At 29.3% G+C, this 15869-nt stretch carries 15 protein-coding genes; 3 read left to right on the forward strand and 12 right to left on the reverse strand.

Annotated features, from left to right (window positions below; translation table 11 throughout):
* The 5 genes from HMPREF9630_RS04480 to HMPREF9630_RS04500 form a co-directional block, all read right to left on the reverse strand.
* Window positions 1–423: an ATPase gene (locus HMPREF9630_RS04480; RefSeq protein WP_009527349.1), complete on the reverse strand. Its 423-nt coding sequence runs from the start codon at window positions 421–423 to the stop codon at window positions 1–3.
* 41 nt (window positions 424–464) lie between these two features.
* On the reverse strand, window positions 465–2447 hold the full coding sequence (locus HMPREF9630_RS04485; RefSeq protein ID WP_009527350.1) for a V-type ATP synthase subunit I: 1983 nt from the start codon (window positions 2445–2447) through the stop codon (window positions 465–467).
* Window positions 2448–2487: 40 nt separating this feature from the next.
* A complete protein-coding gene (locus tag HMPREF9630_RS04490; RefSeq protein WP_009527351.1) occupies window positions 2488–3528 on the reverse strand; it encodes a V-type ATPase subunit in 1041 nt (346 codons plus the stop codon).
* Window positions 3518–3844 (reverse strand): hypothetical protein, encoded by a 327-nt coding sequence (locus tag HMPREF9630_RS04495; RefSeq protein WP_009527352.1) that lies wholly within the window; start codon window positions 3842–3844, stop codon window positions 3518–3520. The genes HMPREF9630_RS04490 and HMPREF9630_RS04495 overlap by 11 nt, the downstream gene beginning before the upstream one ends.
* A 499-nt stretch (window positions 3845–4343) precedes the next feature.
* Complete coding sequence (locus HMPREF9630_RS04500; protein ID WP_009527353.1) at window positions 4344–5132, reverse strand: SDR family NAD(P)-dependent oxidoreductase; 789 nt, start codon at window positions 5130–5132, stop codon at window positions 4344–4346.
* A 511-nt stretch (window positions 5133–5643) separates the two neighbouring features.
* Here HMPREF9630_RS04500 and HMPREF9630_RS04505 point away from each other — a divergent pair.
* The 3 genes from HMPREF9630_RS04505 to feoB all read left to right on the forward strand — a co-directional run bounded on the left by HMPREF9630_RS04505 (window position 5644) and on the right by feoB (window position 8545).
* Window positions 5644–5862 carry a FeoA family protein gene (locus HMPREF9630_RS04505; protein ID WP_009527354.1) on the forward strand — a complete coding sequence of 73 codons (219 nt, stop codon included), beginning with the start codon at window positions 5644–5646 and terminating at the stop codon, window positions 5860–5862.
* A gap of 220 nt (window positions 5863–6082) precedes the next feature.
* On the forward strand, window positions 6083–6301 hold the full coding sequence (locus tag HMPREF9630_RS04510) for a FeoA family protein (RefSeq protein ID WP_009527355.1): 219 nt from the start codon (window positions 6083–6085) through the stop codon (window positions 6299–6301).
* A 66-nt stretch (window positions 6302–6367) separates the two neighbouring features.
* A complete protein-coding gene (gene feoB, locus HMPREF9630_RS04515; protein WP_009527356.1) occupies window positions 6368–8545 on the forward strand; it encodes a ferrous iron transport protein B in 2178 nt (725 codons plus the stop codon).
* Window positions 8546–8756: 211 nt separating this feature from the next.
* Here the strand turns inward: feoB and HMPREF9630_RS04520 are convergent, their stop codons facing one another.
* The 7 genes from HMPREF9630_RS04520 to HMPREF9630_RS04550 all read right to left on the reverse strand — a co-directional run bounded on the left by HMPREF9630_RS04520 (window position 8757) and on the right by HMPREF9630_RS04550 (window position 15869).
* Window positions 8757–9716 (reverse strand): carbohydrate kinase family protein, encoded by a 960-nt coding sequence (locus HMPREF9630_RS04520; protein WP_009527357.1) that lies wholly within the window; start codon window positions 9714–9716, stop codon window positions 8757–8759.
* A 375-nt stretch (window positions 9717–10091) separates the two neighbouring features.
* On the reverse strand, window positions 10092–10721 hold the full coding sequence (locus HMPREF9630_RS04525; RefSeq protein ID WP_009527358.1) for a uracil-DNA glycosylase family protein: 630 nt from the start codon (window positions 10719–10721) through the stop codon (window positions 10092–10094).
* Window positions 10722–10989: 268 nt separating this feature from the next.
* Window positions 10990–12060: a metal ABC transporter permease gene (locus HMPREF9630_RS04530; protein ID WP_009527359.1), complete on the reverse strand. Its 1071-nt coding sequence runs from the start codon at window positions 12058–12060 to the stop codon at window positions 10990–10992.
* Window positions 12057–12932, reverse strand: coding sequence for a metal ABC transporter permease (locus HMPREF9630_RS04535; RefSeq protein ID WP_009527360.1), 876 nt, complete (start codon window positions 12930–12932; stop codon window positions 12057–12059). The genes HMPREF9630_RS04530 and HMPREF9630_RS04535 overlap by 4 nt, the downstream gene beginning before the upstream one ends.
* A complete protein-coding gene (locus HMPREF9630_RS04540) occupies window positions 12922–13641 on the reverse strand; it encodes a metal ABC transporter ATP-binding protein (protein WP_009527361.1) in 720 nt (239 codons plus the stop codon). The genes HMPREF9630_RS04535 and HMPREF9630_RS04540 overlap by 11 nt, the downstream gene beginning before the upstream one ends.
* A gap of 13 nt (window positions 13642–13654) precedes the next feature.
* On the reverse strand, window positions 13655–14605 hold the full coding sequence (locus tag HMPREF9630_RS04545) for a metal ABC transporter solute-binding protein, Zn/Mn family (RefSeq protein ID WP_009527362.1): 951 nt from the start codon (window positions 14603–14605) through the stop codon (window positions 13655–13657).
* A gap of 514 nt (window positions 14606–15119) precedes the next feature.
* Window positions 15120–15869, reverse strand: coding sequence for an IclR family transcriptional regulator (locus HMPREF9630_RS04550; RefSeq protein WP_009527363.1), 750 nt, complete (start codon window positions 15867–15869; stop codon window positions 15120–15122).

Below are 15869 nucleotides of genomic sequence, written 5' to 3' on the forward strand. Positions count from 1 at the left end.
TTATACTCTTTGAAGTATCATTATTGATATTACAAGACCATATATTGCAATACCTTCTGCAAGTCCAAGTATGATAAGTGTCTTACCGAGTATTGATGAATCTTCTGATATAGCACCTATTGCTGCTGAGCCTGCTTGTCCTACACCTATACCTGCACCTATTGCTGCAAGACCTGTTGATAAAGCTGCTGCCAAATATCCCAAACCGCTTGCAGAACTTGCTACTGCATCAGCTTCTCCTGTTGCAAATACAACATCAGGTATAAGACCTGTAACAAATAATCCAAACATTGCCAATAAATTTATTGCTATGGCTTTTTTTAATCCTGCTTTACTTGTAGTCTTTTTTTGTTTCATATAAGAAACTCCTGTTAATATTGTAGCTCCTATACCTATTGTTAATAATAATAGTGTTGTTTTCATAACTTTCCTCCTAAAAATCAGTTAATAATTTATAAATAAATTTATTTTTGTGTGCGAACATCTACATGAAGCGGACTGTATATTATTCCGTCTCCTTTGAAGTATTTGCTGAACAACTCATAGTATTCCAATCTGATAGCCTGTATAAATACTATCAACCCTTCAAGTCCTAATATTACTATATTTCCAAGTACAATCATAAGCACATTTCCAACTCCTGTGCCTATCATCTGTCCAAGTGCGTGAAATGCCATAAATAATCCGACATGGTTTATTGCAAAAGCCCCTACCCTTATAAACGAAAGAGTGTTTGAGAAAAATCCCATTATGGTTTCAAACATCTCAAATCCGCTTTCAACAGGAGAAAATTCTTCTTTATGACCAGATTTTTCAAATTTCTCCGCCAACTTAGGTTTCATGAACATAAGGGTTGATGTGACAATCATAATTGCAACGCTTATTATTACAAGCATTGATGAACCGCTTTCGCCCACATAAGATTTTAAAACTGTAATATTTAATATCAACAGTAAAAATGCCATATAGAATATAAACCCTGAAATACCGTTTTTATCAAAGTATAAGTTTCCTATATCATTTCTTGCCTTTAAATTATAAAATCCTATGAAATATGCCACAATTATCATTATTATACCTATTGTAATTGTGCCTATAAGTATGGTGTTTATATCTTCCATCGGTCTTAACAATATTGCAGGCAATATATCCTCAATGCCGAATACACTTCCGTACATAAATCCAAAAAATACCGATGATAGTCCGATTCTTTGTATTATCTTTGCAGTCTCTCCCACTTTTCTTGCAAGCAAGTTGCCTGCTATTACAAACACCAGACCTTGTCCGACATCTCCGAACATCATACCAAACAACAACATATATGTTATTGCAAAAAACGGTGTAGGGTCAGCCTCTTTATAATCAGGTATTGAGTACATTTTTACAAGTGCCTCGAAAGGTCTTAATATGAAATTATTTTTAAGTTTTGTAGGTATTTTGAATATTGAAGGAACTGCAACATCTTCCGAAAAATATACAAGTGCACTTTCAGACGTTTTTTCTATAAGATTTTTTATCTCATCAATTTTTGACTCCGGTACAAAAGCACTGAGAAGCACAAAATTTTTACTCTGTGCCATATGAGACTCAAGTTCTTCTATTTTTTCGATTATCTTGTATCTATAATATAATGCCAATATATCTTGTAAGTATTTTTTTCTGAATTCTTCTTTCTCTTTTTTTATTTCTTCCTGCTCTTTTTCCAAGTCGATAAGTTGTTTCTTCTTTGCAGCATTTAAATCTTTGAACGACATATCTATATTCGGTAAATCTATTTCGTCAAAAGACAGTGAACGCAAAAAATACTCCGTACTTTCTTCATACATGGAAGGAGTAAATATCATGAGAGTTTCTCCGTGATTATTAGAGCCTAAGTGAACTACTATTCCTTTTATATTTTCATAATTTGATTTCAATTTTATCCAAGAGTTTTTTGAAATCTGACCCATATTGAATTTTATATGTTTTAAATTCATAAATTCTGATATTTTTATGTTATCATGACAAAAATATTCAAGAGCGTTTAATAATATTTTTACTTTAGCTCTTGCATATCTGTTGGATTCTTCAAGATTTTTGATTCTGTCGGACTCCTCAGATATTTTGTCCAATATTTTCAACTTTTCACTATAATTAAGGGATTGCAGATTTTCCAAAACTATTTCATCTTCTTTTATATCAAAAAATGTAAACATTTCATCTAAAAGGTCTTTGTATTTTTTCTTTTTAAATACTTTTTCACTTATATATGGAGATATTTTACTTATATCTACTCCCATTTTTGAAAACTCTCCAATTTGAGTGTCCATATACCTCATAGTAAAATTAGAAGAATTTGATGAGTTTGTTATATGAATGGAGCCGTTTAAGACTATCTCACGAAGTATATTGTGAGTGTCTTGCTTGAGGGCAACCAAATTCATCATTTTCATCTTTTCTACAGCCATTTAGCACCTCCTTGTTCAATAATTTATATAATTATAGCCTTTAGTGTGTACTAATCAAATATTTTCTCGTTTCTTCTTTACTTAAACTATATTTTTGTGCCTCTGATATTCTCGTCATATTCTCGTTTTGTATCAACAGTTGTATAATAAATTTAAGAAATGTGGATATGGTATTTTGATAACTTTTCAATTTTTTTAATTGGTTGTTATATATATATCCTTGTACATTTCTATAAGCTATTATCTTACCTTCTTCATTATTTCTAAGTAGCTTTTCAAGTTTTGTTCCCTTGAGTTTTTCCATTATTTCCTGTCCGTTTTCACTATACACAAGACTTTTTAAAAAATCGCCTTTTATATATTTACCGAATCTCAAAGTATAGTTGTATATTTCTTCGTTGGATAGGTTATAAAACCTCTTAGCTCTTATTATCCATTGCAAGTTAATGGTATCTATAATTGCAGAATAATACGAATTTAATATTTCTTGACTTGATTTTGACAGCTTTTCTGTAGCTTTTTTCACAGCTATAAAATAAAGACTGTCCAAATTCATTTCTACGTGAAAATGGAGCCTAAGCACATCTTCATCAGTTAAAGATACCAAAGCTCTCCTATATATAGTTCCTTTAAGTATATCAAGTGCTTGATGAATACTTTCACATTTAGCCAATTTATCATAATCTACATGGTTACTGGTTTTGTACATCAAGGTTTCTTTAGCAAGATTTATTTTCTCATTTTCTACTATACTTCTTAAAATTATTTTGATGTCTTCAAACTCATATCTTGTAAGCATAGCCTCTACAAGCATCTTATCTTCACCGAAAAGAAAATGTTCCAATTTTCTGAATATTTCAGTTTCCGTCTTGTGTATCATAAACTCCATAGCATATCTGTTTCTCGGAGAATTTTCTTCATAGTCTTGGATTTGATCTTTGTATATAGGATTGTTTTTCAAATAATTTATGACATCTTCTCTTTTCGAAAAAGATAAAAGCTTGTTGTAATCATCATCGTTAAAAATCCCTTTTTTTAAAACGCCAATCTTGGCATTTACAGCATGAAAATTATTGCCCATTCAATTCACCACTTTCTAAAAGGGATTTAGCAAAACTTTTCACTAACAAGACTTTTTTTTGAGCAAAAATATCTTTGATTTTCTCAGATTTTTTCTTATAATCATCCAGTTGTTTAGTATCCTGAGTCTCTATATTTTTTAATCTTGAGTTTAAATTGCTTTTTTCATCAGCCAAGACATTAATGTATTCTTTATCCAATTCCTCTATCTTAGATTTTCTGTCTTGCATGAGTTGTAGCTTCTCTTTTTCTAATGATTTTTGATATTTTTCAGCTTCTTCGTCAATATCAAAAATGTTTTTGATGAAATTTTCCATTTTTCCCCTCCTTTCAAAAATTTTTCATAAAGATGAGCAATGTATAGCAAATTGAGTTTATTATAAACATTATATATATTATAACTTATTTATCAAACAAAGTTACAATATATTTTTATTTTATTTCCAGTCCAATTTACTATAAAAATAAATATAACAAGTAATATTATAAATACTATAATATTACATCATCCATAAAATGCCTTATACATATACCTTAAATATAAATTTTAAAACAAATTATATTAAGTTTTTTTATCAATTGAATTAGCAAAAACAGCTTTATTCATTTAGGGTATATTTTATAAACACCCTATTTTAGATTTTTTGTATTTTTATCAAAGTTTTTATGTTGTTTCAATATTTTAAATAACAAAAGACAAGATACTTTCATAGAAAATACCTTGTCTTAATATAAATTTGATTTCTTTTATTAAATAAAAATATGGGGTTATATATCTTTTAATACTGCATTATAATTTTCAATATTATTCATAAATTAATTAAATTTTTTATAAATTTTATAAGCCAATATAGAACTTAATTGTTTAATGTATAATCCCTCTATAATTGACAGAAGTTTCATAGTAATGCCAGGTACTATAACGGTCTTTTTCTTCAAATAACCTTTTATTGCTCTTTTAACTACAAAATTTGGACTTTTTATAAACATTTTTTTTATCATATTTTCCATTTTCGCATCCCTCTCACATATGTCAAAAAACTCCGTATTCACAGGTCCGGGACAAAGAGCACTAACACTTATTCCTCTTTTTTTCAACTCTTTAGAAAGTGCCATTGAATAGCTTAATACAAATGCTTTTGTAGCAGAATAAACCGCAAAATACGGTTGAGGACAAAAACCTGCAACAGATGCAATCTGCAATATTCCACTACCTCTACTCATATAATTTGTGCATATATTTGTGAGAGAAAACAATGCCTTACAATTAAGCAATATCATATCTTCTTGCACTTTTCTGTTCATTTCACTACTGTCACCCATTACTCCAAAACCGCTTGAATTTACGAGTATCTTTATATTAGGCTTTTGACTTTCCAATCTATCAGATATTTTTTGCAAAGACTTTTCATCAATTAGATCTAATGACATAATCACAACATTGACACCATAATCTTCGTATATTTCTTTGCCTAATTCAACTAATCTTTCTTTTCTTCTCGCAATCAACCATAGCTCATCTATATCAAATCCCTTAGCTATTTCAATTGCGATACCTTTTCCAAGTCCTGAAGATGCACCTGTTACTATTCCTATATTCTTCATAGTTCACCTCTGTTTATATAACCATTATATCATTTTATTAAAACCCCACTTTACAATAGTCTTTATACCTAATTTTATTTATTATAAACCTAAAACTATAAAATAAAAATAATATATTTTTTATATAAGACAATAACATTGATTTTACTCGTTTTTCTTTTATAAAAGCACATAAATAAAGTATGTTTAATATCAATCCATAAACTCTTAAGGTCCTAAATTACGCAATAAAAATATAGTATATATGTCACATTTAAAAAGCAAAAATAAATATTTATAAGATTATATTAGTTTTAGTTATCAATTATTATAATTTAAAAAAAATAAAAAATATATTTTTTGCAGATATAAGCACAAATTATCAAGATTTTATTACACATTTATAATAACGAAATTATTTTTCAAATGAAAACTTTAACTATATTCATTGACAAATCAAGAATTAAAATATATAATTAAAAATAATTCCAATAATCTTTTATATTATTATTATTTTAATTTGGAGGTATATATGCCTTTGTCTATGATGAACACAGGTGATAAATGCTTGGTGACTTTAGTGAAGGGAAATCCTGAACAGAAAAAATTTCTTGAAAATTTAGGGTTTGTTATCGGTGCACAGATAACTGTAATATCAGTAAATTCCGGTAATATGATCGTAAATATAAAAGACTCAAGAGTCGCTTTAGGTAAAGACATGACTAATAAAATTATGGTAGCGCCTGAATAGTAAAAGTGATTTTATAACTTATAAAATCACTTTTACTGATTATTCACTCTCTTAATATAATTTTTATTTTTTAATGTCTTTTTAGCAAGCATTAAACTTTTTAAGTTTTTTATTTTATAAATTATTTATTGAACTTTACTTTTTTTGATAATTTCCAATAAATAATTTGCATTGATATTTTCATCAACATAAGAAAAATGTACAGATAGGAGGTTTAGATATGACATTGGATAAAGCAAAGATAGGCAGTACTGTGAAAGTTACAAAACTTACGGGACAAGGTGCTACAAAAAAAAGAATCATGGATATGGGTATAACTAAAGGTTGTGACATCTTTATACGCAAGGTTGCTCCATTAGGTGATCCTGTTGAAATAACTGTAAGAGGATATGAACTTACTCTTAGAAAATCGGATGCTTCTTTTATAGAGGTTGAGTAATTTTTAAATTTTTTTTATTATTTGTTATCATTTATTAATACTTATTTTTAACAATTAGGAGGTATTATGGGTATTAATGTCGCACTTGCCGGTAACCCCAACTCAGGCAAGACTACAATATACAACATACTTACAGGCTCTGCACAATATGTAGGTAACTGGCCCGGAGTAACAGTTGAAAAAAAAGCAGGGGCTTATAGAAAAAACAAGGAAGTAAACATAGTTGACCTTCCCGGAATTTATTCACTTTCTCCATATACACTTGAAGAAGTTGTATCAAGAGATTTCCTCATAAATGAAAAACCTGATGTAATACTTAATATGGTTGACGCATCAAATATTGAAAGAAACTTATATCTTACAACTCAACTGTTGGAACTTAACATCCCGGTTGTAATAGCTCTTAACATGATAGATGTTGTAAACAAAAGAGGCGACAAGATAAATGTTTCAGAGATTGAAAAATCATTCGGATGTAAGGTTATTGAAATATCGGCTCTTAAGAACACAGGTATCGACAATCTTATGAATGAAGTAATATCAATAGGCAATTCAAAAAAATCTCATCAAGATGTGATATTTAGATTTTCTAATGATGTTGAACAAGCAATATCAACAATAGAACACTGTTCTTCGCTTTCTACCGTTTCCAACAAGAGATGGACTGCTATAAAACTGTTTGAAAGAGATGAAAAAGTAGTAGAACATTTCAGTTTTTCAGGAGACGATAGAAATATAATTGAAGAGGCTATAGAAAAAGTAGAAAAATCTATGGATGATGATTCAGAAAGTATAATAACAAATGAAAGATATAGTGTAATAGCTTCTATAATATCTACTGCTGTACAAAAAGTAAAATCCGATATGAGTCCATCTGATAAAATAGACTCTATAGTAACTAACAGAATACTTGCTTTACCTATATTTATTGCTGTTATGTGGGCAGTGTACTATCTGTCCGTAAGTACAATAGGTACTATGGGTTCTGACTATATAAATGAAACTGTATTTGGAGATGAAGGGTTTGTAACTGCATTCTTCTCAAACTTATTAGAACAAAATAACGTTAATGAAGTTTTATCAGGACTTATAATGGATGGTATAGTAGGTGGAGTTGGTGCCGTTCTCGGTTTCTTACCGCTTATAATTGTACTTTATCTATGCCTTGGTGTTCTTGAAGATATAGGATATATGTCAAGAGTTGCTTTCGTAATGGATAGAATATTTAGAAAATTCGGTCTTTCCGGTAAATCATTCATACCGTTTTTGATAGGTACAGGCTGTTCCGTTCCAGGTATAATGGGTTCAAGAACTATAGAAAACGAAAAAGACAGAAGAATGACTGTAATAATAACTTCATTTATGCCTTGCGGTGCAAAAGCTCCTATAATAGCACTTATAGCTGCTGCAGCTTTTGACGGTGCCGCTTGGGTTGGACCGATGACATATGTACTTGGTATAATTGCTATTATAATATCAGGTATAATCCTTAAAAAAACAAAAATGTTCTCAGGAGACCCCGCACCATTTGTTATGGAGCTCCCACAATACCATACACCTGCTTGGAAAAATGTACTATTACATGTATGGGAAAGAACAAAATCATATGCGACTAAAGCCGGTACAATAATATTAGCATCATCAATCATATTATGGTTCTTGATGAACTTTACTCCATCATTCGAATTCATATCATTTAAAGATGATACATCAGGCTCAATACTTGCTATAATAGGTACTGCAATAGCACCGATATTTGCTCCGCTCGGATTTGGTAACTGGATGGCTACAGTCGCTACATTTACAGGTCTTATCGCAAAAGAAAATGTAATATCAACTATGGGTGTTATATCTCAAATGGAAGTAGATCCAGAAACAGTAGCTGAAAATGCTCAATTCGTAGGACTTGCATCTAAGATGTTCGAAAATGGTGCTATCGGGGCATTCTCATTCATGTTATTCAACTTGTTCTGCATACCTTGCTTTGCAGCAGTAGGTGCAATAAAACGTGAAATGAACAGCCCAAAATGGACAGGATTTGCACTTTTCTACCAAACAGTATTCGCTTATGTAGTAGCATTTATAACTTATCAGTTAGGTATAGTATTATTGGCAGGTCAAGGTTTCACAGTAGGCACAATAATAGCCGTAATACTTTTAATAGTAAGTTTATATTTACTATTTAGAACTTACAAGGTTGACGACGGCGAAAGAATAACAAATCTTAACACTGTTAAAATGTAATTATATGTATATAAAAAAGAACTCTTTTAAAAAGAGTTCTTTTTTTGAGAATTTACAAAATTTTTTTATTGTAGATTTATACTAATTTCTAATACTATTTTATAATAAAATTATGGATAACTTATATTAAGCATTAATTATTTATTTTAATTATATACTTAAAATATTTATATTTTTTAATATAATGCTCAAATTATTTTAATTCCGTTATCTAATCTATTATAAAATTTAAAGCTTCATCTTTTGTAGGTAACGAATCCATTGCGCCTTTTTTAGTAGATACCAAAGCACCTACTTTATTTGCAAAATTCAATATTTCATCTAACTCACTTTTACTCAAATCATCCGGTTTTTTGCCTATAATATCAAGCATATGAAGTACAGCTCCTACAAACGAATCCCCTGCACCTGTCGTGTCAATAGGAACTATAGAAATACCGTCAGTGTGCAAATATTTACTGCCAAAGTATGCGCTTGCTCCATTTTTTCCAAGTGTCAATATTATATTTTTAACTCCCAGACTTTTCAAAAAGTCTATACCTGAATCTATATCAGCTTTTCCTGTTATAAATTCTATTTCATCATCAGATATTTTTAATATATCTGCATATTTCATAAAATACAATACAGTTTCTCTATATAAGTTCATATCATTCCATAAATTTTTTCTTATATTCGGGTCAAAAAGTATTGTAGCATTTGATGATTTCGCTTTTTTAAGCAGATACTCCGTAGCATCTTTGACAGGATATGGAACTAAATCAACTGAGCAGAAACTTATATAATCATCGCTTCTAAATTCTATATTTTTAACATTTTCTACAGATAAAAATAAGTCTGCACTCGGATCTCTATAAAAACTGAAATCTCTACTGCCATCTTTTCCAAGCGATACAAACGCCAATGCTGTCTTAGCTTTAGAAGTCTTATAAGTATAAGCTGTATCAACACCATATTTATTCAAAGTATCAAGCAAAAAGTTTCCAAAAGAATCTTCTCCGAGCATACCTATAAAATATGATTTACTCCCTAATTTAGATGCTGTAACCGCAACGTTTGCAGGTGCTCCACCAGGCATTTTTGCAAAACTTTCTACTTCTTTTAGCGAATCTTTTATTTCAAGCGGAATAAAATCAATAAGTGCTTCACCTGTTGTAAAAACTCTTCCCATACCGTTTCCCCTTATCGGTTTTAATTTATAGTTTATATAAACTTTTGAATTATTTATATACTGTTATCTTATATAATTATTCATTTATATAAATTTCAATGCCGAATTTAAAGAAAATTTCTTCTTATTTTTTTAAACGAATGCTTAAAACTTAAAATATATTGATTGGTTTATAAAAAAATTTTCTAATATATTCTATTTATGAAGAATTTTTTTATACTCGTTTTAAAATAAATTTTTATTTTCCTTTTTTTAATATGCTCATTATAACAATTTTATATCTTAATAAAATTATATCACACTATAATTAAATATAAAAGATTATTATAATTATTTAAGTATATTTTGATATAAAAATATACTCTTAAAATATGATTAGTTAAGTATTCTCTTAACTATTTCTTGAAGCTTTGGAACAACTTCATTTTCAAACCATGGATTTTTTGCTTGCCAGCGAAAATTTAACGGACTTGGATGAACGATAGGGAAATATTCCGGCAAGTAGTCTTTATAATGTTTTACAGTTTCTGTAAGATTGTTTTTTGCTTTATTTTTTAAATAATAAAAAATAGAATACTTCCCTATCAGAATTGTAAGTTTTATATTAGGCATCATTCTAATGATATCTTGGTGATATTCTTGTGCTATAAAAGCTCGTGGTGGAAGATCACCCGTTTTGGCTTTTCCCGGATAATAAAAATCCATAGGCATAATAGCTATGTCTTTGGAATAAAAAATCTCTTTATTAATGCCGAGCCAGGATATAAGTTTATCTCCTGATTTATCATTAAAAGGAATGAGTGTTTCTTCTACTTTTTTACCCGGAGCTTGACCTATAATTAAAATTTTAGCTCCGGAATCAATTTGAAGAATAGGCGGTATAGCATTTTGGCTAAATTTTTTATTTCTTTCATCTTTTTTTAATTTTTCTATTATTTCTTCAAGTGAAGTGTTTTTATTATCACAATTTTCTTTAATATTTATAATTGTATCAGCTTTCTTCAATTATATATTCTCCTTTAATAAAAAATTTATATTTATTTATACCATTCATCATTTAAAAAATACCATATAGTTTTGATTTATATTTAATATTTTTGTCATAAGCATATTTAATTACTATATATAAATTGTAACACAAAATAATAGCTCATAAAATATAAAAGATGAACAGCTTTTAAAAAGTTGTTCATCAAATAAATAATTACTATTTCAGTCTTTCTATGGTATTTTTTCGGATAATTAGAAGTTTAATCAAACTTACAGAGATGTATCATGCTCTTAGCATATTTTCTACATATTTTATTCCATTTTTTGTAAGAATATACATATCATCGTTTTTTTCAACAAGATTCTCATTTATAAGATAATCTATATTTTCATTTGTCTTTTGTTTATCCCAATTCAAATGTGAATCTATGCTGTTTATTCCTGTTTCTATAAGATTGTTTTTATGTCTGTATAGATGTATCAATATTAAGTCATAGTTGAGTTGTTTTTTGATATTTATATTGTTTCTTGATTTTACTATTATACCGTTTCTTCCAAATACAATTACCATTAAACAAGTAATCATACCTACAAAACTGCACATACCTGCCACCGACATATTAAAACTGATTGCCAATATAAAACCTATACTTACATTTATTACACTGAATAACATACTCAGCAATATCATCTGTTTCAAGCTCTTGGCTATCAAAAATGCACTCGCTGACGGTGCAATAAAAAGTGATATGACAAGTATTGCACCTGCTGTATTAAACGCAGCCACGCTTGTCACAGATGTAAGTGTCATAAGAGAATAAAACAACGCATTTATCTTGATAGATTGCATAAACGCATAGTCTTTGTCAAAAGATAATATTTTAAGCGCCCTGTAAAAAACTATTACAAATACAGAATTTATTATAAATAGTCCAAGCATCACTACAAAATCTCTCGGAAGATTGAACATTCTTTTAAACGGCGCCAACAACACCTCTCCCATAAGCACTATATCAACATCTAAATGTACGTTTCTGAAAAATTTACTTATTATTATAACTGCTATTGAAAAAAATAACGGAAATATTATACCAAGTGCATCATCGTTTTTTACAAGCCCTTTTTGAGATAATTTTTCCACAACCCATACAGTAAGGACTCCAAAAAAACCTGCTCCTATTATAAGATATATAGAATCCAAGTCTTTTACTATTATAAATGCTAATACTATGCCAAGCAGCACGCTATGTGATAAAGCATCACACACCATGGATAAATTTCTAAGTAGCAAAAATGAGCCGAGTAAACTGCAAGTAACAGCCGTAATAACAAGTGTCATAAATACTTCTATCATATCTGAATCCTCACTTTTCTTTCTGCTATCATTCCATATTTACCGAATACCATAGATAACAATGTCAAAATGCACATCACTATAATAATTGTCGGACCTGTGGACATTCTGTCAACTGTACTGCTTATAAAAACTCCCAAAAAACTGCTTATGCTTGCAATAATTGAGCTTAATATAAGCACATTTTTTATATTTTTAGAGTGTTGAGATGCAGCTATGCACGGAATTATTAAAAAAGAACTTATAAGAATTGCACCGACTGTTTTCAATCCTACGCATATCAAAGAAATCATCATAACAAGTAATATATTGTCAATCATTTTAGTTGAATATCCGAGGCTTTTTGCATAGTCTTTATCAAAAATACATATTATAAGTTCTTTGTAAAACATCAGCATAAGTATTATAGCTATTGCAGAAAATGATGATATAAAAATTATATCTTCCCTCATAATATATGACGCCTGTCCGAAAATATAATTTCTAAGTCCTGCTTGAGAAGCGTTAGAAAAATTTGCATTGCCTTGAATAAAACTGTCAAGTACAAGGCCTAAGCCGAAAAAACCGCTAAGCACAATAGCAAGAGCTGAATCCAATCTTATTTTTGAATTATTAATTATAACATTTATAGTATGATAAGATATTGCACCTATAATACCTGCTCCCAATGTCAATACAAGCGGATTTTTGGTTTGAAAAATCATAAATGCAAGCACTACACCGGCATATGAACTATGACCTATTGCATCTCCCACCAAACTTTGACCTTTATATACGCTGAAGCATCCTACCATAGCCGATGCTATTGCAAGTATACACACACCTATAGCAACAACATAAAAATCATATGAAAAGATAATATCAAATATCATAAGCCACCTCTTTATATGTCTTATCAATATTCTCTTTGGTAAAATAATTATTTATATCTCCACCTGCAACAAAGAATTTATTAATCATAACTATATTGTCAAAATACTCTTTTATTGTATTTAAATCATGGTGTACGCATATTATTGTTTTTCCGTCTTTTTTTAGATTTTTTACCTTATTCATTATAATTTTTTCGCTGACTTTATCTACTCCTGCAAGAGGCTCGTCCATTATTAGAAGTCTGGCATCTTGACATAAAGCTCTTGCGATAAATACTCTTTGCTTTTGACCGCCTGACAACTGTGAAATTTGTCTATTTTTTAAATCAAGTAAATCCATTTGTTCAAGAGCATTTAACGCTTTTTGTTTCTCATCTTTACTTATTGTTTTAATAAGACCGATTGAACGATACCTTCCCATCAATACAACATCTTGCACATTTATGGGAAAATCCCAATTAACACTGTTTGACTGTGGTACATAAGCCACTTGTAATCTGCTTTTATCAATATCATTGCCGAAAATTTTTATACTTCCGGCAACAGGTTTTATAAAACCGAGAATACTTTTAAGCAAAGTAGATTTGCCTGCACCATTAGGTCCGATTATAGCTGTTATTTTATTTTCTTCAAAATTTGCATCAATATCCCAAAGCACAGGAGTTTTACCATATGCTACCGTCAAATCCTCTACTTTTACAGCATTCATAACATACCTCTTTTTATTTTAAATTATCATATATCAACTCTACATTATGTCTGAACATAGTTATAAATGTATCCCCTTCTTGACCTGAAGGTGCGAGCGAATCAGAGAAAAGCTCTTTTCCTTCTCCTGATACAACTTTTACATCAAAACCTTTTTCCTTGCAAGACTCTTTTAATTTTTCCATACGAGCCGGATCTGTTGTACTTTCTGCAAATATTGATTTTATTTTATGTTCTACGATAAAATCCGCTGTCTTGCTCAAATCCTTGTTTGCAACTTCAGAATCTGTACTTACTCCTTGAGGTGCAATAACTTCAATATCAAACATTCTTGAAAAATAGTTAAATGCGTCATGCGGAGTAACCAGATATCTGTTTTCTTTAGGTATCTGTGCTATTTTTTCCATTGCTTCTTCTTTTGCATTATCAAGTTCTTCTAAATAACTTTCAAGATTAGACATAATCTCTGTTTTTTTATCAGGCAATAACTCTATAAGTGATTCAGCAGCCACTTTAGTTGCATCCTTATATAAATCTATATCGAACCAAAAGTGCGGATCTATAATCTCTTCTCCATTTTCTTCCATACGTCCTATTTTATCCTGAGGAAAATTTTTTGATACTGCTATTCCTTTTGACTCTAAGGCTTCCACCATTTTGCCTTCAAAATGAAGTCCATGATAAAGCAACAAATCACAATCTTGTATTTTTTTATGATCTTCCGGTTTTGCTACATAAAGATGAGGATCAGAACCGGCAGGTATTATCATTTGTACATCTACCATATCTTTTGCAAGCACATTTACCATATCATTTAAAAATGATGTTGTGACTGTAACTTTCGGTTTTGAATCCGCTTTATCACCAGATGTTTTTTCATCCTTAGCACAAGATGTAAACATAAATGTAAATACCAACATCATAACAAATGATATAAAAACTTTTTTTGACAAAATACTTTTCATAAATTCCTCCAAATTATAAATTATTATTCTATATTAATTTATATAGTGAATTATATAAACACAACTAATAAAACACTATTATAGAATATAAAAAATTTATATTTTTATATGTTTATTTTTAGAAAAATATAAATTTTTATATATACAATGATAACATAATTTTAATTAGCATTTCGTATAATAAATCAAATAATATATCTTCCATATACATATTATGGTTTAAATATTTAAAAAATCATACTCATTATAATTATATTAACTTATAATTGTTTTTAATTCAAAAATATAAATTTTCTATTATGATATTTTATATCATTTATTATTTATTGTCAATCTAAAATATAAAAAAACATAGACTGTTTTTTCAATCTATGTTTTATACTAAGATTCCATCAAATAGATGCCATGTTCAAATCCCTTAAAGTTATACTTTTGAGCATATCTTTTTTTTGAAAGGTATTATATCTTATTTTTCTCTTTTGCACCGTTATTTTATAGAAGTTTAATTTTAATATTATCCTACATATCCCATTATATCAGACAGCTCTTTTGCACAATTTACTACAATTTTGCTCATCTTTTCTATATTATTCTTATTTATCCTTGATGTAGTTCCTATTATACCTATTGATGCAACTAATTTTGATGTATAGTCAAATACAGGCGCACCTATTCCCACTCCGTTATGTATGTAATCTCCTGTTGATATTGCAAGTTTATTCTCTCTTATAGTTTTAAGCTCATCTATAAGATTATCTGTATTTAAGGTTATGCGTGTAGGTGTAGGTTTAAATTCTTCTTTTATATATTTTTGTATAAATTCATCACTTTGATATGCAAGCAAAACCTTTCTTATTGCTCCCCAGTGAAGCGATATTTCATATCCGAAATTTTCTACAACTTTAAGGTTATTAGGGCCTTGTTCTTTTTGTATAATTATACCTTTGTTTCCTGATCTTATCATCAAAAAAGAATCTTCTTGTGTAAGTGATGACAATTTTTTCAAAATTCTGACAGATGCTTCTTGTAATTTTGTATTGTGTATAGCCGCTATACCAAGTGATATTAGTGCAGAGCCCAATTTATAATTATGTGTAACTTCATCATGAGTTACATAATTGCATTCTACAAGTGTTGCGAGTATTCTATGCACAGTGCTTGCAGATAATGATGTCGCAAGAGATATCTCTCTTATAGAAAACTCCTTATCGGGAATCTTCATTACATCAAGTATCTTCACCGCCCTTTGTATACTTTGTATCAT

This window comes from Peptoanaerobacter stomatis (genome assembly GCF_000238095.2).
In the GTDB taxonomy this organism is placed as follows: domain Bacteria; phylum Bacillota; class Clostridia; order Peptostreptococcales; family Filifactoraceae; genus Peptoanaerobacter; species Peptoanaerobacter stomatis_A.